Here is a 16,899-nt window from a genome sequence, read left to right as displayed (position 1 = left end):
CCTGTCACCGCCGATGAGCCGGATGCCCGCAGCATTGTCAGGACCGTTCCCGCCCTGAGTGGGAGTTTTATCCTGTCTCTGTGGTGTCGAGTGCCCGCCAGGTGACAGTGGTGGGGACCGGCTCGGCGTATGCCGGGTCGCTGTGGGAGTGGGTGCGCACCTTCTTGGCCTGACCCTCAACGTGGTCACCCGCCCGCGCGGCACCACCGGGTTCGTCGTGGTGCCATGTCGCTGGGTGGTGGAACGCAGCCTGTCGTGAGTGCTGCGCGCCCGCCGCAACATACGCGACCACGAACGGCTGCCCATGTACGAGCCATGAGCACCTGGTCGGGCATCGTCCAGATGACGCGCCGACTGACCCGCGGCCCGTGCACGGCAACGTCGTGCTGGAGCCGCGCCTGGCGGCCTGGGCGCGCCCTAGCGCGCTCAACTCGCTTCAGGTCGGTTTGTCAGTCCCGGAGAGTACGGTCTTGGTGATGTCCACCAGTCGCTGTGCGGCGGCGGGATCGAAGGGCTCGCCAGCAATAGTGACCTTGGTCTGCTGCATGTAGGCGCTCAACGGTTCCGGGTCGGGATTGTCGAGGTGGCGTCGCAGCATGTCCACGGCCGCGTGGATCGGCTGGCCCCGGTCGCGCATTCCAGCGACCAGCGCGGCGTCGGCTTCGTTGTAGTCGCCGGCGAAGGCGGTGGCGGTCAGGCCGGGATGCGCCAGGACGTAACGGATCCGGCTGCCAGGACGTGCGGCGGTGAACCCGACGGCGGCCAAGTCGCTGAGCTTGCCGCACTGGGCCATGACCCGGTCCGGCCGGTAGCCGCTGTTGAATTGAATGTCGTCCCAGTTCATCGCCGACAGGTCGCCACCCGGACCGGCCAGGTCCAGGATCACCGGCCGTTCCCCCTCCTCCAGCCAATCCGCCAGCCCGTGGCTGAGCAGATACCGGCTGAGATAGAACAGCGCGAAGTTGTGCTCGATGCCCTCGGCGGTCTCATGGCGGGTCGATCGGTAGAAGCGCGCGGCCAGCACCAGGGCGTCCAGGACCGGGTAGCTCTCCGCGATAGCGGCGACGACCCGCCGGTTCTCGGCCACCAAACTCAAGTCGGCCTGGATGTACACGGCGCGCTCGCCCGAGCCGATGGCCCGAGCCTCGTCCAGGAACCGGCGACCCTTGTCCGGGCTGCTGCCGACGACGACCACCCGGTCGCCACGGCCCAAACAGTGCAGGCCAAGCCCCTTTCCCAGGCCGTCGGTGCCGCCGGTGATCACGATGGTCCGCATTGGACGAACTTCCTCAACTAGACTCATGAGTTCAATTTAACAGCTTCATCAGTACAGTTCCAGTCGCAGTCGACCAAACTGAACAGCCTGGTCGACCAGACGCCCCGGTATGATCGGGAGATGAGCCCACAGCCAGGCAGGGGCCGCATCGACAAGCGGAAAGACATCCTGGACGCCGCGTTCAGCGTCTTCACGCGCGAGGGCTACCCGCAGGCCCGCGTCGACCAGATCGCCGCGGAGGCGGGAGTCGCCAAGGCCACGGTCTACAGCCACTTCGGCGACAAGGAGACCCTGTTCCGCCAGACCATCGCCGCGCTGTCCGAGCGGGCGCTGGCTCGCAACCTCGCCGCGATCGCCCCGCTGGCCGCAGCGGGCGACGACCTGCCCGCCGCGCTGACCGACGTCGGAATCCACCTCATCGACTGCTACTGCGACCCGCACTCCTGGGCGCTGCGGCGCCTGCTGTACGCCGAGATCCCGCAGTTCCCCGATCTGCTCGAACTGACGCAGACCGGCGTCGCCGAACCGGTCGCCCAGGCGCTCGCCGACCGCCTCGCCCGGCTGGCCGTGGAGGGCCGCATCGACCTCTCCGACCCGGCGCTGGCCGCCGAACACCTCACGGCGCTGCTGACCGGGCCGCTAGAGGCGCGGTCACGCTTCGGCACCCGACGCGTCTCCCGCCTCGAACGCAAAGCCATCGCCGAATCCGCGGTGACCACGTTCCTCAGCGCCTTCGCACCCCGGCCTTAACAGGACGTTCGATCACGCGGAGTCTGGTCGAGTTCGCGGCTCGGATGCCGCGCCAGCGTGGCTTCGCTGGTGAGACGGTGGCTCATGTGAGCGAGGAGCCATGGCTTTGGGCTTGCGCATCGTCGCCTCAGCAGGATGCGGCTTCCAGGTGGGCCCGCCAGGACGCCGGGTCGCGCCCTTCTCGACGGCCTCAACTAGACGGCCCGCCGCCCCCGCCGCGCCGGACCAATCCCCGCGACGATGCCGTCGCCGGGCCGTTCATCGGCCCGGCCAACTGGCGCCGCATCCCCGAACTGTGCCGCGTCGCGCACGGCCCGGCTGTCGAGGTCAGGGAAGGGCCGCATCCCGGTGTCCGGGGCGGCACGGATGAAAGCGTAGCCACCCAAAGTTCGTGCTCTGCCAGGCACAGAGGTCCTTCAACACGCACCGAACCAAGGATTCAACCTCGGAATCGGGCGTGGATGCTGTTCAGCGCGGGGGTGGGCGGTCTTGAGGACGGGCCTGGCATCTGCGGAGGTGTCTGGCTTGTGTTGCCGGTCACAGGTGTTGTTCGAGGCGGGCGGCGACCTGCCGGTATCGGCTGACCGGTACCAGGTGGACGCCGTCGAAGGCGCCGCTGTCGCGGATGGCCAGGATCTGTTCGCAGGCGGCGGTGACGCCGGCGTCCCGGTCTTGCTCGACGGCGGTGACCAGATCGCCGGGGATGGCGATGTCGGGGATGGCGGCTGCCAGGTTGCGGGCCATGGCGACGCTGGCCACCACCATCACCCCGGCGTAGACCGGGGCGTCGGTGTTGATGCTGTCACGCCACCGCAGCAGGTTCTCCATCGAGTAGCTGACCTGGGCGAACACGAAGTCGGCCTGCTGCTTCCAGGCGGGCAGTGGGCGCAGTCCTGAGGTGACGCCGACCTGGAACGGTGAGCAGCCCTCGAACGCGGGGTCCTCGCCGGTGTCGCGGGCCTGCTCGATCATGGCACGGACGGTCAGTTCGCTGGTCCGGCCGCCGGCGGTGGGTTTGTCGCCGTAGACGAACAAGAACCGGTCCACCCCGTAGGCCGCGGCCGTCAGCAGGTCACGGCGGAACCCCAGCAGGTTACGGTCGCGGGAGTTCAGGCACGCGATCCCCGCGGCGCCCATGGCCTGCACCTCGTGGGCGACCGCCACACTCGACACCGTTGCCCGGCCGATGTGGTTATCGGGGATCAGGAAGGAGTCGGCGACCGGGCTCATGACACCGATCTGATGACGCACCCGCGTCAGGTCCGGGCGGGTCGGGGGTTCGATCTCGCAGATCAGCTCAAAACGACGCTCGGGCATCCCCGGATGCTATCGAGCCTCTGGGCCGAGGCGCGGACGACGGGGTGGCGTTGGGCTGGGCCGGAGAGTGATCCTTTGGGTCGTCCGGGTCCGGCCTTGGCGGGTTTCGGGACATGGGCGGGGTGCCGAGCAGGCATCGGATGTTGCGAAACCCGCGGCGGACCCTGCCGGGGGTGGTCGGCCGGTCGGGGTGAGGTGGTTTCTCCCATGGTCGGCGCAGGTCGGTGGTGAGGTCGCGGGCCAGGGCGAGCTGGGTAAAGGCGGCCACAACCAAATGGACCCACCGGTCGGTCTGCTCGGGAGTGCGCAGCTTGGCCGCGATGAGCCCAAGAACGCCCTTGGCGGTCTTGAAGGAGTGTTCCTCGTCGAAGCGAGCCAGGCAGGCCCGCCAGATCTCGTCGATCGGCAGGGTGGTGGGGCCGGCGTGCCACAGCCACATGCAGGCGGACGGTTTGCGGCCGTCGGGCAGGTGCTCGACCTGAACGCGCACCAGATCGCCCTTGACGATCGGCAGGGGGCCGTCCCAGGCGGCGAAGTAGGTCCGGTCGCCATGGATCATGGGGTGGACATGCCGCCAGCACGACAACCGCACGTCGCCATAGCGGCTGGTGTCGGGCAGCAGGATCGTCTTGCGAGCGCCGTCGCACCGGCACGCGTCATGGTGCACATGCCAGCGGCCGGGCGAGCACTCCGCGTCCGGCCGTGGGCAGGGCGTCCCGTCGACGGCGAACCGCAGCCGACCGCCTCTGGGCAGGCACGCCTCCCGCACAGCCCCAGCCTGCTCGGGCGGGAGTACGGCGAGCACGCCGGTCAGCGCCCGGGGTCTCCGCCTCACCTGCGGTCCCGACGTCGGGCAAACCCTCCGCAGATGCCAGGCCCGTCCTCAAGACCGCCCACCCCTGCACCGAACAGCATCCACGCCCGATTCCGAGGTTAAATCCTTAGCTGAACCTCGATCGCGCCGATGCTCGTGATCGCCGGGCTGCGCCGTCCAGCAGGAGCTTGACCCTCCGTAGAGGCGGCAGGGGTGATGGGTGGCCTGGGCGCATGCGGCTGCCTGCGACTTGTAGAGGGGACGGCTTGTTGCGCGTCTAACGGTACGGGTGCGACGAACGCACTATGGGTGTTGGCCATGCGTCGAGGGTCATCATGTGCGGGGCGCGTACATGATGACCGCGACGCCGGCCAGGCAGATCAGGGCGCCGATGATGTCCCACCGGTCGGGACGGAATCCGTCGGCGACCATGCCCCATGCCAGTGATCCGGCGACGAAGACGCCTCCGTAGGCGGCCAGGATGCGGCCGAAGTTCGCGTCGGGCTGCAGGGTGGCGACGAATCCGTACAGGCCGAGCGCGATGATTCCAGCGCCGATCCAGATCCAGCCACGGTGTTCGCGTACGCCCTGCCAGACCAGCCATGCGCCGCCGATCTCTGCGAGGGCGGCCAGCACGAACAGGGCGATGGAGCGGGCGATGAGCATGTTCATTTCCAATGGGATCAACGGCTGGGGCCGCGCCGTGTGCCAGCGGGAGCATTCACGCTGGCGGGAGCAGGCAGCCGGGTTTAGGCGCCGCCGGGCATCAGTGTGCCATCTGGTGGGGTGCGGGCCAGCGACGACCTGCTTATAGGCGGCTGGCTTGCTGGTGGGTGGGTGTGGTCGAGCGAGTAGCCGCTGGCGCGCCCCCGGCCCGCGCCGCCCACGCCACCGTCGTTTCCTTGCCGGTCAGTGCTCACACTCCTGCCCGCCGCAGCCAGGTGGGTTACCGGGGGTCTTCCGCCGGTTCCGCGGCACGTTTGGGCCCTGCGCCAGCCGTACCGGGGTCGCCTGCCAGACCGGCGAACGGCAACGGGCAGTCTTGCTCCGCGGCGCAGGCGACCAGGTCGTCGCATCCGGCTGCCAAAGCCTGGCGGAGTGTGTCCGCGATGATGCCGAGGTCGGCGATCTTGGCCTCGACCTCGGCGAGCTTGGCGGCCGCCCGCTCGGCCAATCCGGTGGCGGGCAGCTCGTCGCCAGATGGACGGTGCCGGTGCGCCGCAGCTTCCAAGAGCTCGCCCACCTCGTCCAGAGTGAATCCCAGCCGTTGCGCGGTCTTGATCACCCTGAGCAGGGTCACTGCCTCGGCTGGATACAGCCGGTGCCCGCCAGGCGTCCGGTCCGGCTCCTGCAGCAGGCCGCGGCGCTCGTAATACCGCAGCGTCTGCAAATTCACCCCGGCCGCCGCCGCGACCTGCCCACTACGCAATCCGCCCCCAGACCCACCACTGACCGCACTGCCACTGACAGCGCTCGCGCTGATCGCGCTGCCCGTCCCGGCACTACCCGTCCCGGCACTACCCGTCCCGGCACTACCTGTCGCCGCACTGTCCGTTGGCGGACTATCCGCCGCCGCACTGCCCGTCACGTCATTGCGGGTCATCGCACTGCTCGCCGCCACGCCCGTCCCTGCGCTGTCCGTCGCCACATTGCTGGTGACCGCGGTGCCTGTCAGCGTGCTGCCTGTCACAGGGGTGGCGGAGTTGTCGGTCATGGGTGCGTTCCTGCGGGCTTCATCATTTGGCTGGCCCTGGCGGTCAGTGCGTCTAGCACGTCGGCGTGCTGGTCGCTGACGCTGATTTCCAGCGTCAGCGCACCGCCGGTGATGCTCAGGGTGAACGTGAAGAACGAGCAGCATCCCGTCTCTCGCGCCGCCAGCTCGGCCGCGCGGGCGGCCACCTGCGGCTCCGGCCGCAACCTCATCCGCACCGTGCGCGGGTCGGCGGGTTGTAGCTCAGTCACCGCCTCGCCGAACAGCGCGTCGAACTCTGCCTCGCGCAACGGTCGCTCTGCTGTCGGCAGGGTGCATGCCTGCGGAGCCCAGCTCTCCGGTCCTGGCTTTGCCTGCTGAAGTTCCATATCTGAACGGTAAGCCTGTACCTAGGTACCGGATGCAACCCCTCCACCGGGTGCTCTCGCAAACCGTTGCTGCTCCTGGGTCGGTCAGGCTGGTCTTTGTCCGTGGAATATCCTGGGCGCGACCCTCCCGGGGAGGTTGCGGTGGTGGGGCCCACCGCCTTCCGTCTGCGGGCTCGATCCGTGGGCGGGGGTAACCGCGGCTTGCTGCGCAGGCCGCCAACGGTCCCTGCCGATGACCTTGTCATGCCGGTAGGGAGCTGTGATGTCAGAGACGAGCAGGCACGCCGCTGAGGCGGTGGATCCGGATGTCGATCTTTCGGTGCCGCGGCAGCGGTGGGAGCCGCGGCGGGCGCCGTGGAGCACCCTGGCGGTGATCTCGGCGGGAGGGGTGCTCGGGGCGCTGGCCCGCTACGGAATCAGCACCGCGTTTCCGCATCCGCCGGACACGTTCGGGTGGGCGACGTGGGGCATCAATGTCTCCGGGTGCATGATGATCGGCATCCTGATGGTGGCGATCACCGAGATATGGCAGGCGCACCGGCTGGTCCGCCCGTTCCTGGGGGTTGGCGTGTTGGGAGGTTTCACCACGTTCTCCACTTCTATCGTGGAGGCCCAGCAGGCCGTTCAGGCCGGCGCCGCCCGCATCGGCCTGATCTACCTGGCCGCGACCCTGGCCGGTGCGTTGGTGGCGGTGTACACCGGGGTGCAGCTGACCCGGCTGCCGGCCCGGGCGCTGAGGCGGCGCCGCGAGGGGACGGAACGGTCATGAAGCTGGAAGGGTCCGCGCTTCGACTGACGATCTTCGTTGGGGAGAGCGACAGCTGGCATCACAAGCCGCTCTATCACGAGATCGTGCGCCGGGCGCATGCCGCCGGGCTGGCGGGCGCCAGCGTGATCCGCGGCATCGAGGGCTTCGGCGCCTCCAGCCGCATCCACACCAGCCGCATCCTGTCGCTGTCACAAGATCTGCCGCTGGCCGTCGTCATCGTGGACGCCGCTGACAAGGTTCGCGCGTTCCTGCCACAGCTGGACGAGCTGGTCACGGAGGGGCTGGTCATCATCGACCCGGTCGAAGTGATCCGTTACGTCGGCAGATCTGCTGATGGCCCCGGCACACCAGAAGGCGGGCGGTGACCGTGGGGGCCGTGCTGCTGGTCGCGGTCGGCGCCGCAATCGGGGCGCCACTGCGCTACCTGGCTGACCGGACGATGCAGGCCCGCCACGACAGCCTGTTCCCCTGGGGCACCTTCACCGTCAACGTCTCTGGCTCGGCGTTGCTGGGCTTCCTGGCCGCTCTCCCGGCTGGCGACGGTGTGATGACGTTGGCTGGGACGGGGTTCTGCGGCGCGCTGACCACCTACTCCACGTTCGGCTACGAAACCCTGCGGCTGGCAGAAGATGGCGCCCGCACCTACGCCGTCCTCAACGCCGCCGCCTCCATCGCTGGCGGGCTAGGCGCCGCCTACTGCGGCATGGCTCTAGCGCAGGCGCTCGCAACCTCATGACCCGCCTTGACAGGTGAAAGTGCTGGCGGCACATCGCGGTGTGTGACGGATGGACCGGTGCCGCTCTGTGGACGGACCGGGTGCCGCTAGGCGGACTGCGGGTGCTCGCTGGCGCCCATGAAGCGTGCCGGCTGACGACCTGGGACGTCCTGGTGGACGGGCAAATCGGTGCGGCCTAACGGACACGGGCGTCCGAGCCATGACCGGACGAGGATGGCGGCCCGGTGATGAAGCTCTACGTCGGTCGCGGTCTGAGCGCAGCGGAGCTTCCATTGTCAGTAGCGATTGAATTGATCGGAAATCATCGCTTTTCACGATGTAGCTGGCGACTCTAGCGTGACTGGAGCAGCTACCGGGCCACAGCGATCTGACGGTCAGAAGGCGGTGGCGGCGGCACGTCCACGACGATACGAAGGAGAACCCTCATGACCGGGACGCTCGCCCACGATGAACAGCTCCTCAAGATCAACGGCGTCGAGCTGTGCGTCGAGACCTTCGGGGATCAGGGGGATCCGGCGATCCTGCTCGTCGCCGGGGCCGCCGCCTCGATGCTGTGGTGGGACGCCGAGCTGTGCGAACGCATCGCGGCAAGCGGCCGGTACGTCATCCGCTACGACCACCGGGACACCGGCCGGTCGACCTCCTATCCGCCGGGCCGGCCGGCGTACTCGTTCACCGATCTGGCCCTCGACACGCTCGCCATCCAGGACGCCCTGGGCATCGAACGCGCGCATGTGGTCTGCCAGTCGATGTTCGGCGCGGCCGGGCTCATTCTCGGTGTCGATCATCCCGATCGGGTCGCGTCGCTGACGTTCGTCTCCACCACGACGGGGGCCGGTGACCTGCCACCACCGTCGGGCGATCTGGCCATGCCGGCTGAGCCGGATCCCTCCGACACGGACGCGGTCGTCGAGTACGTGATCGCCGGTGCGAGGGCGTTCGCCGGCGGCTCGCCGTACTTCGACGAGGCCGCGATCCGAGCGTTGGCCGAACGTGACGTGGCGCGCGCCAGGAACTACGCGTCGACGCTGGTCAACCACTACGCCATCGAGGCCGAGGGGCCCACGGGAGGCGGCTTCGGCGACATCGCGGCACCGACGCTGGTGGTCCACGGCGACCGCGATCCGTTCCTGCCGCTGCCGCATGGCGAGGCACTGCGCGATGCGATCCCCGGCGCGGAGCTGCTGGTACTGGAGGGGGCGGGACATGACCTGCCCAGGCCGGTATGGGACGGCTTCGTCTCGGCCCTGGTCGAGCACACGCACGGGGGCCGCTCATGAACCGGCTGCGTTCGGCGCTCTGGCTGCCGCTCTTCGACGAGCTCGCCGACCCGCGCGTGGTCGCGCGCCTCGCCGCCGACGCGGAGGAGGCCGGGTGGGACGGCTGCTTCGTGTGGGATCACGTGGACTGGCGGGCGCCGATCCGGGAGGTCGCCGACCCGTGGATGACGCTGGCGGCCATCGCCACCGCGACCGAGCGGCTGCGGCTCGGCCCGATGGTGTCGCCGCTCGCCCGCCGCCGGCCGGCCAAGGTCGCGCGGGAGACGGCGACGCTGGACCTGCTCAGCGGTGGCCGCCTCACCCTCGGCGTCGGCCTCGGCAGCGACCGGTTCGCCGGCGAGCTGTCCAAGACCGGCGAGGAGCTCGACGACCGGCGGCGCGGGCAGATGCTCGACGAGTCCTTGGAGATCCTGTCCGCGGCCTGGTCCGGCGAGCCGGTGCGTCATCGCGGCGAGCACTACCTCGTCGACGACATCACGTTCCTGCCGCGGCCGGTTCAGCGGCCCGGTGTGCCGGTGTGGGCCGCCGGATTCCCCGGCAACCTCAAGCCGATCCGCCGCGCCGCCCGGCTCGACGGCTTCTTCCCGGTCAATCTCGAGCACCCGGACCAGCTCGCCGAGGTCGCCGGCACCCTCGCCGAACTCCGCCACGGAGACATGGCCTCGTACGACATCGCCGTCCCGCTGCCCCCCGGCACCGACCCCGAGCCGTACGTGAAGGGCGGCGCGACCTGGTGGCTGGCGGAGATCGACCCGGGTGCGCGGCTCGACGAGGTGCGCGGCGTGCTCCGCGACGGCCCAGCGACGTGAGGGGGCGCGGTGTTCGACTACGACTCGGAGCTCACTCGCTACCACGAACGGCTGCGGCGGGCCCTCGACGTCCGGCCCGGTGATCGCGTCCTCGACATCGGCTGCGGCACCGGCCAGACCACCCGGGACGCGGCCCGAGCCGCGGCGCCGGGGACCGCGGTCGGCATCGACGTCTCGGGTCCGATGCTGCTGAAGGCCCGCCGGCAGGCCACGTCGGAGGGGGTCTGGAATGTCAGTTTCGTCCAGGCCGATGCTCAGGCCCATGCTTTCCCTGCGGAGCACTTCAGCCTGGGCACCAGCCGATTCGGCACGATGTTCTTCCGCGACCCGGTCGCGGCGTTCGCCAACATCGGGCGAGCGCTGCGTCCGGGCGCGCGCTTCGTGCAACTGGTCTGGCAGGCGGGCGAACGTCAGGAGTGGCATACCGCGATCCGGGCGGCACTGAGGGGCGGGCACGCGTCAACCTCGTCCGGAGCGGACGACGCCCCCTTCACCTTGACCGATCCGGACGTCATGATCGACGTCATGGCCGCGGCCGGCTTCACCACGTCGGACGTCATCGACGTGCACGAGCCCGTCTGGTACGGCCCGGACGCCGACCGCGCGAGTGTCGCCGTCCTCCAGCTGTGGACGGCGAAGGAGCTGGTCACCGATCTGGACGCCGCGTCCGTCGAGCGGCTTCGCGTGACCCTCGACGCGCATGACACCGGCGACGGCGTGTGGTTCGACTCCCGCGCCTGGTTGATCATCGCGCGCCGGCGCTGACCAGCCGCTCGGGGCCGCCCGCCGGTTCGACTTGGTGGCGATCACCCCAAATCGATATTACCTAACGTGTTCGCGCAGCTACGACGGGTACGTGCCCGGAGGGCGATGCGAGCAGCACGAGAGGAGCGTGGCATGGCCGAGTCAGGTCAGATCGATCGGCTGCACGGACAGACCATGATCGATTCGGACGGGCAGAAGATCGGCAGAATCAACCAGATCTGGGTGGATGATCGCACCGGCCGGCCGATGTGGGCGACCGTGCACACCGGGCTGTTCGGCGCGAAGGAGAGTTTCGTGCCGATCCGCGAGGGGTTGCGGACCTCCGGCGACGAACTGCAGGTCCCCGTGAGCAAGGAGCGCGTAAAGGACGCGCCTCGCGTCGACCCTGAGGGCGGGCACATCGACGAACGCCAGCAGAACGCGCTCAACCAGTACTACGGACTGGACGGGGCCGCCCATCAGAGCGACCATGCGCGCCACGGATCGGCCCAGGACGCACAGAACGTGCATGGGCCCGATTCCATCACCCGGTCGGAAGAGCGCCTCAAGGTCGGCACCGAGTCGATGGAGACGGGGCACGTCCGCCTGCGGAAGGTCGTGGTGACCGAGGAGCAACAGGTCAGCGTTCCGGTCTCGCACGAAGAGGTGCGAGTGGTGCGCGAGCCCGTCACTCCGGGGGACCGGCAGGGCGATGCGCACATCGGTGAGGAAGAGCGGGAGGTCACCCTGCACGCCGAGCGGGCCGTGGTGGACACCGAAACCGTCCCGGTCGAGAAGGTCGGCCTGGAGACCGAGACCGTCACCGAGGAGCAGCAGGTCGGTGGCCAGGTCCGCAAGGAACGCATCGAGGTCGACGACGACTCCGGGCGCCGGACGCCTCGTCCAGGTGACCGGCCCGAGCCTGGTGCCGGACGCTGAGTCGACGGCGGCACCGACGAGCGGCCGGGCGCACACGCGTGCGCCCGGCCGAGCCGCATGCGTCCTTGAATAAGAAGACGGGGAAGAGCCCACCCCGTCCCGCCCGGCCGACGGGTGACTCGTCAGGGCGACGATCCGGCTGATGCGCGCCGGGCGTACGCACGGGAGGCGTTCGCAGAAGACCTAAGGGCGGGATCTGCGCGCGGAACGCATACGCGCGGCAAGCGCGCGTGCGTGAGGCGCGCGTGGGAGGCGGGCGCGTGGGAGGCGGGCGCGTGGGAGGTGTGCGGGGGGCGATTGGCTGCTGCGTGCGCGGTAGGTTCGCGGCTTCTGCGGCGCTCGTAGTAGATCGGTGCGGCCTGGGCCGTAGCGCGAAGTGCCTGCGTCTGCTGGACGACCGGCGGTGGGTCCGGCGGACAGGATTCAGGCTACGTCCAGTCGTCGAAGGAGTCCTTCATGTCAGTCCGAGTTGTGCTTGCCGTCGCCGCTGCCGCCCTGATCGGAGTTTTCGGGCTTGCCGGACCGGCGACCGCCGATGCGGCGGTCCAACCGGCCGCCGCCGGTGTTTACGACATGAGCGCCGGGCGGCTCGGAGCCATCGTGGCCGCGCTGCTGGGGTTGTTCGGCATGGTCATCGGTGGGCTGGCCCTGGCCCGCCCCGCCGGTCGGGTCGGGTCCAGGCGTGGCGGAGCCACCATGGCCCTGGTCGCGGGGCTGATCGGCGTGGCGCTCGGCGGGCTGGTCGCCGCCACCGCCGAGGGTGGTCTCGGCTCCGGCAATGGGCTGGGCGGAGCCTACGTGGCCCTGATCGTGGGGTTGATCGGCATGGCTCTCGGCGGACTCGCTCTGGCCCGTTCCCGTCGAACCCACTGAACCCGAACGCCTGCGCCGCGCCGAACGCCACGTCCCGGTTGGCCAAGGTCGCGGTCGAGCGCCGCGATGTCGTCGACGAGATGGATGATGCGAAGCGGCGTCCGGTCCACCAAGTCACCGTCGCTGGCTCGGCGGGCGACAGTACCGGCGGCTGCTGCGTGCGGGCGGTCGCCGCACGCACAGCCGCCAAGGCTCGTTCATGCGCGGTCACCCCATGGTCGAGAGCAGCCAGTCCCTGCCGGACCTGCACTGCCTCGTTGTCGAGCAGGTGACGGTCGCGGGTGGCCCAGTCCGCGTCGATGCGGAAGCCATCGCCTTGGAACCGCGGGAAAACGTGCAGGTGGAAGTGGAAAACCTCTTGGAAGGCGGCCTCGCCGTCCGCGAGGAACACGTTGACGCCCTCGCAGCGCAGGCCGCAACGTCGCAACGACTGCTGGTCGAACGAAACGATCGAGCGTTGCGAGAGTCATGGGCCGGCGGAGATTGATTCCATTCGGATCGAGGAAGGTGGACAGGGGGGGCGCCAATCGAGGGCGCGGGGAAAAGAGGTTTCGATGGGACTGCTTGATGGGCGTCGGGTGCTGGTGACGGGGGCGTCGCAAGGGCTGGGCCTGGCCATTTCCCGGCGCGCGATGGCGGCGGGTGCCCGGGTGGCGATGCTGGCACGGCCGACACCGCGGCTCGACGCGGCCACCGCGGAGCTTGGCGCCCTGGCGGTTCCGGCGGATCTCCGCGAGCCGGAGGCCGCCGCGGCCGCGGTCCAGCGCGCATGTTCCGACCTCGGCGGACTGGACGCGCTGGTCAACAACGCCGGGGTCTTTCCGCTCGGTCACGTGCGCGACGGTGACATCTCCGACTGGCAAGCAATGGTCGATATCAACATCGTCGGTCTCCTGGCCGTCACCCAGGCCGCGCTGCCCGCGTTGCTGGACGGCGAGTTTCGGCAGGTCGTGAACATGAGCTCCATGTCCGGCCGGCGCGTCCCGCAGTCCACCAGCGGCGTGTACGCAGGCACCAAGCACGCGGTGCACGCCATCAGCGAGGCGCTGCGCCGCGAGCTGCACGACGACCGCCTGCGCGTCACGGTGATCGCGCCCGGACTGGTGCGCACCAACGAGGGAGAGGGGATCCGCGACCCCGAGCTGCGCGCCACCATGGCCCGCAGGCAGCACGAAGCGGGCCTGGACGCCGACGACGTCGCGGCTCAGGTCGTGCACGTCCTCGCGGCTCCTCCCGACGTGCACATCGTCGAGATCGCGCTGACGTCCACCCGGCAACAACCCGCTTAGCGCCCGATCGCCCGGAATGGACGCCTTCAGTGACGCTTTGATTGACCTGGCCGGTTGCGAACTCGGCATCGTCGAGGAACCATGACCGGCCTGCGCGCCGCCTACGCTCGCAGCGGGCCTGTCGGTGCGGCGCGTCCGTCCTCGCTTGGACGACTAATACGTTGAGTGACTGCGACATTACCCCTCGACACGTCGTTGGTGGACCGGAGAAACTACGTGTTGTGCGGCCAGGCTCCGTTGGATCGGCTGTACGCAGGGCGTTTGGCGTCATGTCCGATTTCCACGAGAGGGTGAGCGGTGCTGGACTCCGTCGACGTCAGTCTGCTGGCTGTGCTGCAGGAGGATGGTCGCGCCAGCTACCAGACCCTTGCCGACAGGGTCGGGCTGTCCCGCACCGCGGTGCGGTCCCGGGTTCACCGCTTGCTGGAGAGCGGGATCGTCACCATCGTCGGCGCGGTGCATCCCGCGGTATGCGGGCTGGATGCCGACGCGTGGTTGCTGGTACGTGCGCAGGGGGATCCTGTGTTGGCGGCTAGAGCGCTCTCCGCGCGCACGGCGGTGTACGCCAGTCAGGTCACTACTGGAAACCATGACGTCGTGGCCCGGATCCGCGCGCGTGACGACGCCGCCCTGGTCGCCGAGGTGGACGAGATCCGTGACGAGGAACGGGTCCAGGCCGTGAGTGTCTTTCGTACCGTCACGACCGTTCGGGACACGCAAGCCATCGCGGCGTTGTACGAGCCATGCCCCTTGGACCCCGTGGACTGGGAACTGCTGGCGTTGCTACAACGCGACGTCCGCGGCAGCTTCGTACGGCTCAGCCAAGCCGTCGGTCTGTCGCGGGCAGCGACGCGTACGCGGGTCTCGGCACTGCTGCAATCGGGGATCATCCGGGTGGTCGCCGTCGCCGATCCGCGAACCATGGGCCAGGCCGTGAGCGCGGGGTTCGGGTTGACGATCACGGCTGGCGCCCGCCAGACCACGGCTCGGGTGGCCATGGTTCCAGGGGTACGGGCGCTGGCGAGGGGCTGGGGGCCCTACGACGTCCTCGGCGAGATCACCGCTTCGTCCCCGCCGGTGCTCGCCACGTCCCTGAGCGAGATCGGCGCGATCGCGGGCGTCGCCGCGTGCACCTCCTGGTCGGTGCTGGAGGTCGTCGCCACCCCGGCCCCGGTCGACGTGTCGGCCGAACGCCAGGTGATCACGACGGTGCCCGACCCCCGAGCGCAGACCGTGTGCTGAGGAGATCCGCCGGAGTGGGCGGGGCGAAGGTGCGCAGTACGTCGTGCGCCTCGTCGCTCTTGTTCGCTGGGCGAACGAGGGCGACGAGGCGCTGGACGAACATCACCTTCGGCCGGAGAGGGTCAGCTCCACGGGAGGGCGGCCGGGGGGACCGGCTTGGTGTCGGTCCACTTCGCCGAGCGGACGGTCCAGTACTCGATGATGAAGCCCGGCTTCATCTGCGAGTACTTGCCGCCCGGCTTGGTCAGGACGTCCTGCCGGGACAGCACGTCGCCGGTCTTCTCATCGAAGATGATCACTTCACGGGAGCGGTAGGTGCCCTGCTCCGCCTTCGGCCCGCCCCACTCGCCCGTGGCCGTCGTGGCGAAGTCGTCGGAGGCCAGCGCGATGCCCTCGCGACCCAGCGGGTCGGTGGTGCGGCCGATCGCGTGGATGCCCGGCTGGTCGGCGAGGGCCCGCATCAGGCCCGCCCGGACCTTCTGCGGGACCGGGTTCATCCCCAGGACCGACATCACCATCGAGATCTGGGTCCTGGCGTTGACGGGATTGAACCTCTTCGTGCCGCTGGGGTCCGCCTTTGCCGCCCTCCCCAGCATCCCGCCGGGGCCCAAGAACATCTTGGCGAGTTTGGCCGGGTCCGTGGGCAGGTTCTGCAGGTCCTCGACCGAGTGCTTCCCATCCAGGAACTTCCCGCCGCCACGGGGGTAGGTGCCCTTTTCCGGACCTTCCAGCTCCCACTTCTTCTCCTTGCTGGAGAAGGTGAGAGCCTTGTCTCCGGACCAGACGGGGAACCTCGACGGCGACCCGGCCTTGCGCCACAGCGCCCTGTCCTGCTCGGTCTTCAGGTGGGCGGGGAGATCACGGCCGGCGTATCCCTCGCCCATGCCGGTCTTCGCGCCGAACCAGCTGAACGACTCGGTGAGCGCGCCGTCGATCGCGTAGGTGCCGGTCTTCGGACGCAGGATGTAGGCCTGACCCTGGATCACGTTGGTGTACCAGTACTTGCCGCCCGGCTGCTGCTCGGCCTTCTGCGCCGCCGCGAGCACCGCGCTCTTCGCGTCCAGGTTCACCTGGCCGGGCGGCACCACCGTGGTGGAGTCACCGTTCCCCCCGACGAGCGTGATCGCCACGGCCGCGGCCGCGCCCACCGCCACCAGGCCGCCCAGGCCTCCGATGCCCCACCGGATACGGGGCAGCGAACGGCGCGGCGACTCGGTCAGCCTCGCCTTCACCTGGGCGATCTCCTGGGCGAGCTGCTGGGCGCTGGGCGAGGCGGGCTCGGGGTAGAGGTCCCGGACCATCCGCACCTCATCCATGTTGTTCCTCCAAAGTGAGCATCGGATTGGTCCCGCCCAGTGCCTTGCGCAGCTTGGTTCGGGCACGGTTCAGGCGAGAGCCGACCGTGCCATAGGAGATCCCCAGTGCCGCCGCGACCTCGTCGTGGCTGAGGTCGGCGAGGGCCACGAGCAGCAGTACGTCGCGCTGCCCGCGTGGCAACGCCGCGATGGCGCCGGCGAGTTCGCCTCGCAGGCCCTCGGCGCTGACCCTCGAATCGACCCGTTCGGCATGCTCCTCGGTGTGGCGGCCAGGCCCGAGCCGGGCGCGAGCCCGCAGGGCGCGCGTCTCCGTCCGCTGGTGCCTGCCGATCACGTTGGTCGCGATGCCGTACAGCCAGGTGCGCACGCTCGCACGTTCCGGGTCGTAGCGCCGGCGTTGCCGGAACGCCTCGAGGAACGTCTGCGCGGCGACATCGGCGGCGGCGTCCGGGCCGAGCCGCTTGGCCGCGTACCGACGGATCTCGGCGAAATAGGCGTCGAAGACCTCGTCGAAACGCTCAGCCAGGCGGGGCGGGGGATCCCCTGTCATGTGGTGCCTTTCCATGGCGGATGGCGGTCACATGGGTATCAACCGCAACCCGCTTTTACTTTCCCGCCTCTTTTGGACAAGTTTGCCCTGGGCCTGGAGTGGTCGAGCCGGGCCCG

General features: G+C 69.5%; 19 protein-coding genes. 11 read left to right on the top strand and 8 right to left on the bottom strand.

Features of this window, described 5'->3' with window-relative positions; translation table 11 throughout:
• Positions 1–436: 436 nt before the first annotated feature.
• Entirely contained in the window at positions 437–1,276 is an 840-nt protein-coding gene (locus tag ACGFNU_RS34150) for an SDR family NAD(P)-dependent oxidoreductase (protein WP_392600432.1), read from the bottom strand.
• 120 nt (positions 1,277–1,396) lie between these two features.
• On the opposite strand from ACGFNU_RS34150, the gene ACGFNU_RS34145 reads away from it, so the two are divergent.
• On the top strand, positions 1,397–2,026 hold the full coding sequence (locus ACGFNU_RS34145; RefSeq protein ID WP_392600430.1) for a TetR/AcrR family transcriptional regulator: 630 nt from the start codon (positions 1,397–1,399) through the stop codon (positions 2,024–2,026).
• A gap of 537 nt (positions 2,027–2,563) precedes the next feature.
• Here ACGFNU_RS34145 and ACGFNU_RS34140 read toward each other — a convergent pair.
• From ACGFNU_RS34140 to ACGFNU_RS34120, 5 genes are all read right to left on the bottom strand, one after another.
• Positions 2,564–3,343, bottom strand: a complete 780-nt coding sequence (locus tag ACGFNU_RS34140) for a methylenetetrahydrofolate reductase (RefSeq protein WP_392600428.1) — start codon at positions 3,341–3,343, stop codon at positions 2,564–2,566.
• Positions 3,324–4,178, bottom strand: a complete 855-nt coding sequence (locus tag ACGFNU_RS34135; protein ID WP_392600426.1) for a hypothetical protein — start codon at positions 4,176–4,178, stop codon at positions 3,324–3,326. Before ACGFNU_RS34135 ends, ACGFNU_RS34140 begins: the two co-directional genes overlap by 20 nt.
• A gap of 312 nt (positions 4,179–4,490) precedes the next feature.
• The gene (locus ACGFNU_RS34130; RefSeq protein ID WP_392600692.1) at positions 4,491–4,823 is read right to left on the bottom strand and encodes a YnfA family protein; all 333 of its coding nucleotides are present in this window, start codon (positions 4,821–4,823) and stop codon (positions 4,491–4,493) included.
• Between the two features lie 280 nt (positions 4,824–5,103).
• Positions 5,104–5,871 (bottom strand): MerR family transcriptional regulator, encoded by a 768-nt coding sequence (locus ACGFNU_RS34125; protein ID WP_392600424.1) that lies wholly within the window; start codon positions 5,869–5,871, stop codon positions 5,104–5,106.
• A complete protein-coding gene (locus ACGFNU_RS34120; protein ID WP_392600422.1) occupies positions 5,868–6,236 on the bottom strand; it encodes a hypothetical protein in 369 nt (122 codons plus the stop codon). Before ACGFNU_RS34120 ends, ACGFNU_RS34125 begins: the two co-directional genes overlap by 4 nt.
• A 295-nt stretch (positions 6,237–6,531) precedes the next feature.
• Here ACGFNU_RS34120 and ACGFNU_RS34115 point away from each other — a divergent pair, with 295 nt between their 5' ends.
• From ACGFNU_RS34115 to ACGFNU_RS34070, 10 genes are all read left to right on the top strand, one after another.
• On the top strand, positions 6,532–7,005 hold the full coding sequence (locus ACGFNU_RS34115; protein WP_392600420.1) for a fluoride efflux transporter FluC: 474 nt from the start codon (positions 6,532–6,534) through the stop codon (positions 7,003–7,005).
• Positions 7,002–7,370: a DUF190 domain-containing protein gene (locus tag ACGFNU_RS34110; protein WP_392600418.1), complete on the top strand. Its 369-nt coding sequence runs from the start codon at positions 7,002–7,004 to the stop codon at positions 7,368–7,370. Before ACGFNU_RS34115 ends, ACGFNU_RS34110 begins: the two co-directional genes overlap by 4 nt.
• A gap of 11 nt (positions 7,371–7,381) precedes the next feature.
• On the top strand, positions 7,382–7,741 hold the full coding sequence (gene crcB / locus ACGFNU_RS34105; RefSeq protein WP_392600416.1) for a fluoride efflux transporter CrcB: 360 nt from the start codon (positions 7,382–7,384) through the stop codon (positions 7,739–7,741).
• A gap of 425 nt (positions 7,742–8,166) precedes the next feature.
• A complete protein-coding gene (locus tag ACGFNU_RS34100; RefSeq protein WP_392600414.1) occupies positions 8,167–9,021 on the top strand; it encodes an alpha/beta fold hydrolase in 855 nt (284 codons plus the stop codon).
• Positions 9,018–9,830, top strand: a complete 813-nt coding sequence (locus ACGFNU_RS34095; RefSeq protein WP_392600412.1) for an LLM class flavin-dependent oxidoreductase — start codon at positions 9,018–9,020, stop codon at positions 9,828–9,830. Before ACGFNU_RS34100 ends, ACGFNU_RS34095 begins: the two co-directional genes overlap by 4 nt.
• 9 nt (positions 9,831–9,839) lie before the next feature.
• The gene (locus tag ACGFNU_RS34090; RefSeq protein WP_392600410.1) at positions 9,840–10,595 is read left to right on the top strand and encodes a class I SAM-dependent methyltransferase; all 756 of its coding nucleotides are present in this window, start codon (positions 9,840–9,842) and stop codon (positions 10,593–10,595) included.
• Between the two features lie 132 nt (positions 10,596–10,727).
• A complete protein-coding gene (locus ACGFNU_RS34085) occupies positions 10,728–11,513 on the top strand; it encodes a DUF2382 domain-containing protein (protein WP_392600408.1) in 786 nt (261 codons plus the stop codon).
• 456 nt (positions 11,514–11,969) lie between these two features.
• Complete coding sequence (locus tag ACGFNU_RS34080; protein WP_392600406.1) at positions 11,970–12,386, top strand: DUF6223 family protein; 417 nt, start codon at positions 11,970–11,972, stop codon at positions 12,384–12,386.
• Positions 12,387–12,940: 554 nt separating this feature from the next.
• The gene (locus tag ACGFNU_RS34075; protein WP_392600404.1) at positions 12,941–13,675 is read left to right on the top strand and encodes an SDR family oxidoreductase; all 735 of its coding nucleotides are present in this window, start codon (positions 12,941–12,943) and stop codon (positions 13,673–13,675) included.
• A 297-nt stretch (positions 13,676–13,972) separates the two neighbouring features.
• Entirely contained in the window at positions 13,973–14,917 is a 945-nt protein-coding gene (locus ACGFNU_RS34070) for an Lrp/AsnC family transcriptional regulator (protein WP_392600402.1), read from the top strand.
• 122 nt (positions 14,918–15,039) lie between these two features.
• Here the strand turns inward: ACGFNU_RS34070 and ACGFNU_RS34065 are convergent, their stop codons facing one another.
• Together ACGFNU_RS34065 and ACGFNU_RS34060 are read right to left on the bottom strand one after the other, a co-directional pair.
• A complete protein-coding gene (locus ACGFNU_RS34065; protein ID WP_392600400.1) occupies positions 15,040–16,233 on the bottom strand; it encodes a CU044_5270 family protein in 1,194 nt (397 codons plus the stop codon).
• Positions 16,226–16,783, bottom strand: a complete 558-nt coding sequence (locus tag ACGFNU_RS34060; RefSeq protein ID WP_392600398.1) for an RNA polymerase sigma factor — start codon at positions 16,781–16,783, stop codon at positions 16,226–16,228. The genes ACGFNU_RS34065 and ACGFNU_RS34060 overlap by 8 nt, the downstream gene beginning before the upstream one ends.
• Positions 16,784–16,899 lie beyond the last annotated feature (116 nt).

The organism is Spirillospora sp. NPDC048911, from assembly GCF_043198015.1.
GTDB lineage: Bacteria > Actinomycetota > Actinomycetes > Streptosporangiales > Streptosporangiaceae > Spirillospora.
Note: the sequence above shows the minus strand (reverse complement) of the source record. Positions and strands in the feature narration are given on the sequence as shown.

Coding starts and splice junctions, on each gene's coding strand:
- ACGFNU_RS34150 (WP_392600432.1), bottom strand. CDS start 1,276: ATGCGGACCATCGTGATCACCGGCGGCACCGACGGCCTGGGAAAGGGG.
- ACGFNU_RS34145 (WP_392600430.1), top strand. CDS start 1,397: ATGAGCCCACAGCCAGGCAGGGGCCGCATCGACAAGCGGAAAGACATC.
- ACGFNU_RS34140 (WP_392600428.1), bottom strand. CDS start 3,343: ATGCCCGAGCGTCGTTTTGAGCTGATCTGCGAGATCGAACCCCCGACC.
- ACGFNU_RS34130 (WP_392600692.1), bottom strand. CDS start 4,823: ATGCTCATCGCCCGCTCCATCGCCCTGTTCGTGCTGGCCGCCCTCGCA.
- ACGFNU_RS34125 (WP_392600424.1), bottom strand. CDS start 5,871: ATGACCGACAACTCCGCCACCCCTGTGACAGGCAGCACGCTGACAGGC.
- ACGFNU_RS34120 (WP_392600422.1), bottom strand. CDS start 6,236: ATGGAACTTCAGCAGGCAAAGCCAGGACCGGAGAGCTGGGCTCCGCAG.
- ACGFNU_RS34110 (WP_392600418.1), top strand. CDS start 7,002: ATGAAGCTGGAAGGGTCCGCGCTTCGACTGACGATCTTCGTTGGGGAG.
- ACGFNU_RS34100 (WP_392600414.1), top strand. CDS start 8,167: ATGACCGGGACGCTCGCCCACGATGAACAGCTCCTCAAGATCAACGGC.
- ACGFNU_RS34095 (WP_392600412.1), top strand. CDS start 9,018: ATGAACCGGCTGCGTTCGGCGCTCTGGCTGCCGCTCTTCGACGAGCTC.
- ACGFNU_RS34085 (WP_392600408.1), top strand. CDS start 10,728: ATGGCCGAGTCAGGTCAGATCGATCGGCTGCACGGACAGACCATGATC.
- ACGFNU_RS34080 (WP_392600406.1), top strand. CDS start 11,970: ATGTCAGTCCGAGTTGTGCTTGCCGTCGCCGCTGCCGCCCTGATCGGA.
- ACGFNU_RS34075 (WP_392600404.1), top strand. CDS start 12,941: ATGGGACTGCTTGATGGGCGTCGGGTGCTGGTGACGGGGGCGTCGCAA.
- ACGFNU_RS34065 (WP_392600400.1), bottom strand. CDS start 16,233: ATGGATGAGGTGCGGATGGTCCGGGACCTCTACCCCGAGCCCGCCTCG.
- ACGFNU_RS34060 (WP_392600398.1), bottom strand. CDS start 16,783: ATGACAGGGGATCCCCCGCCCCGCCTGGCTGAGCGTTTCGACGAGGTC.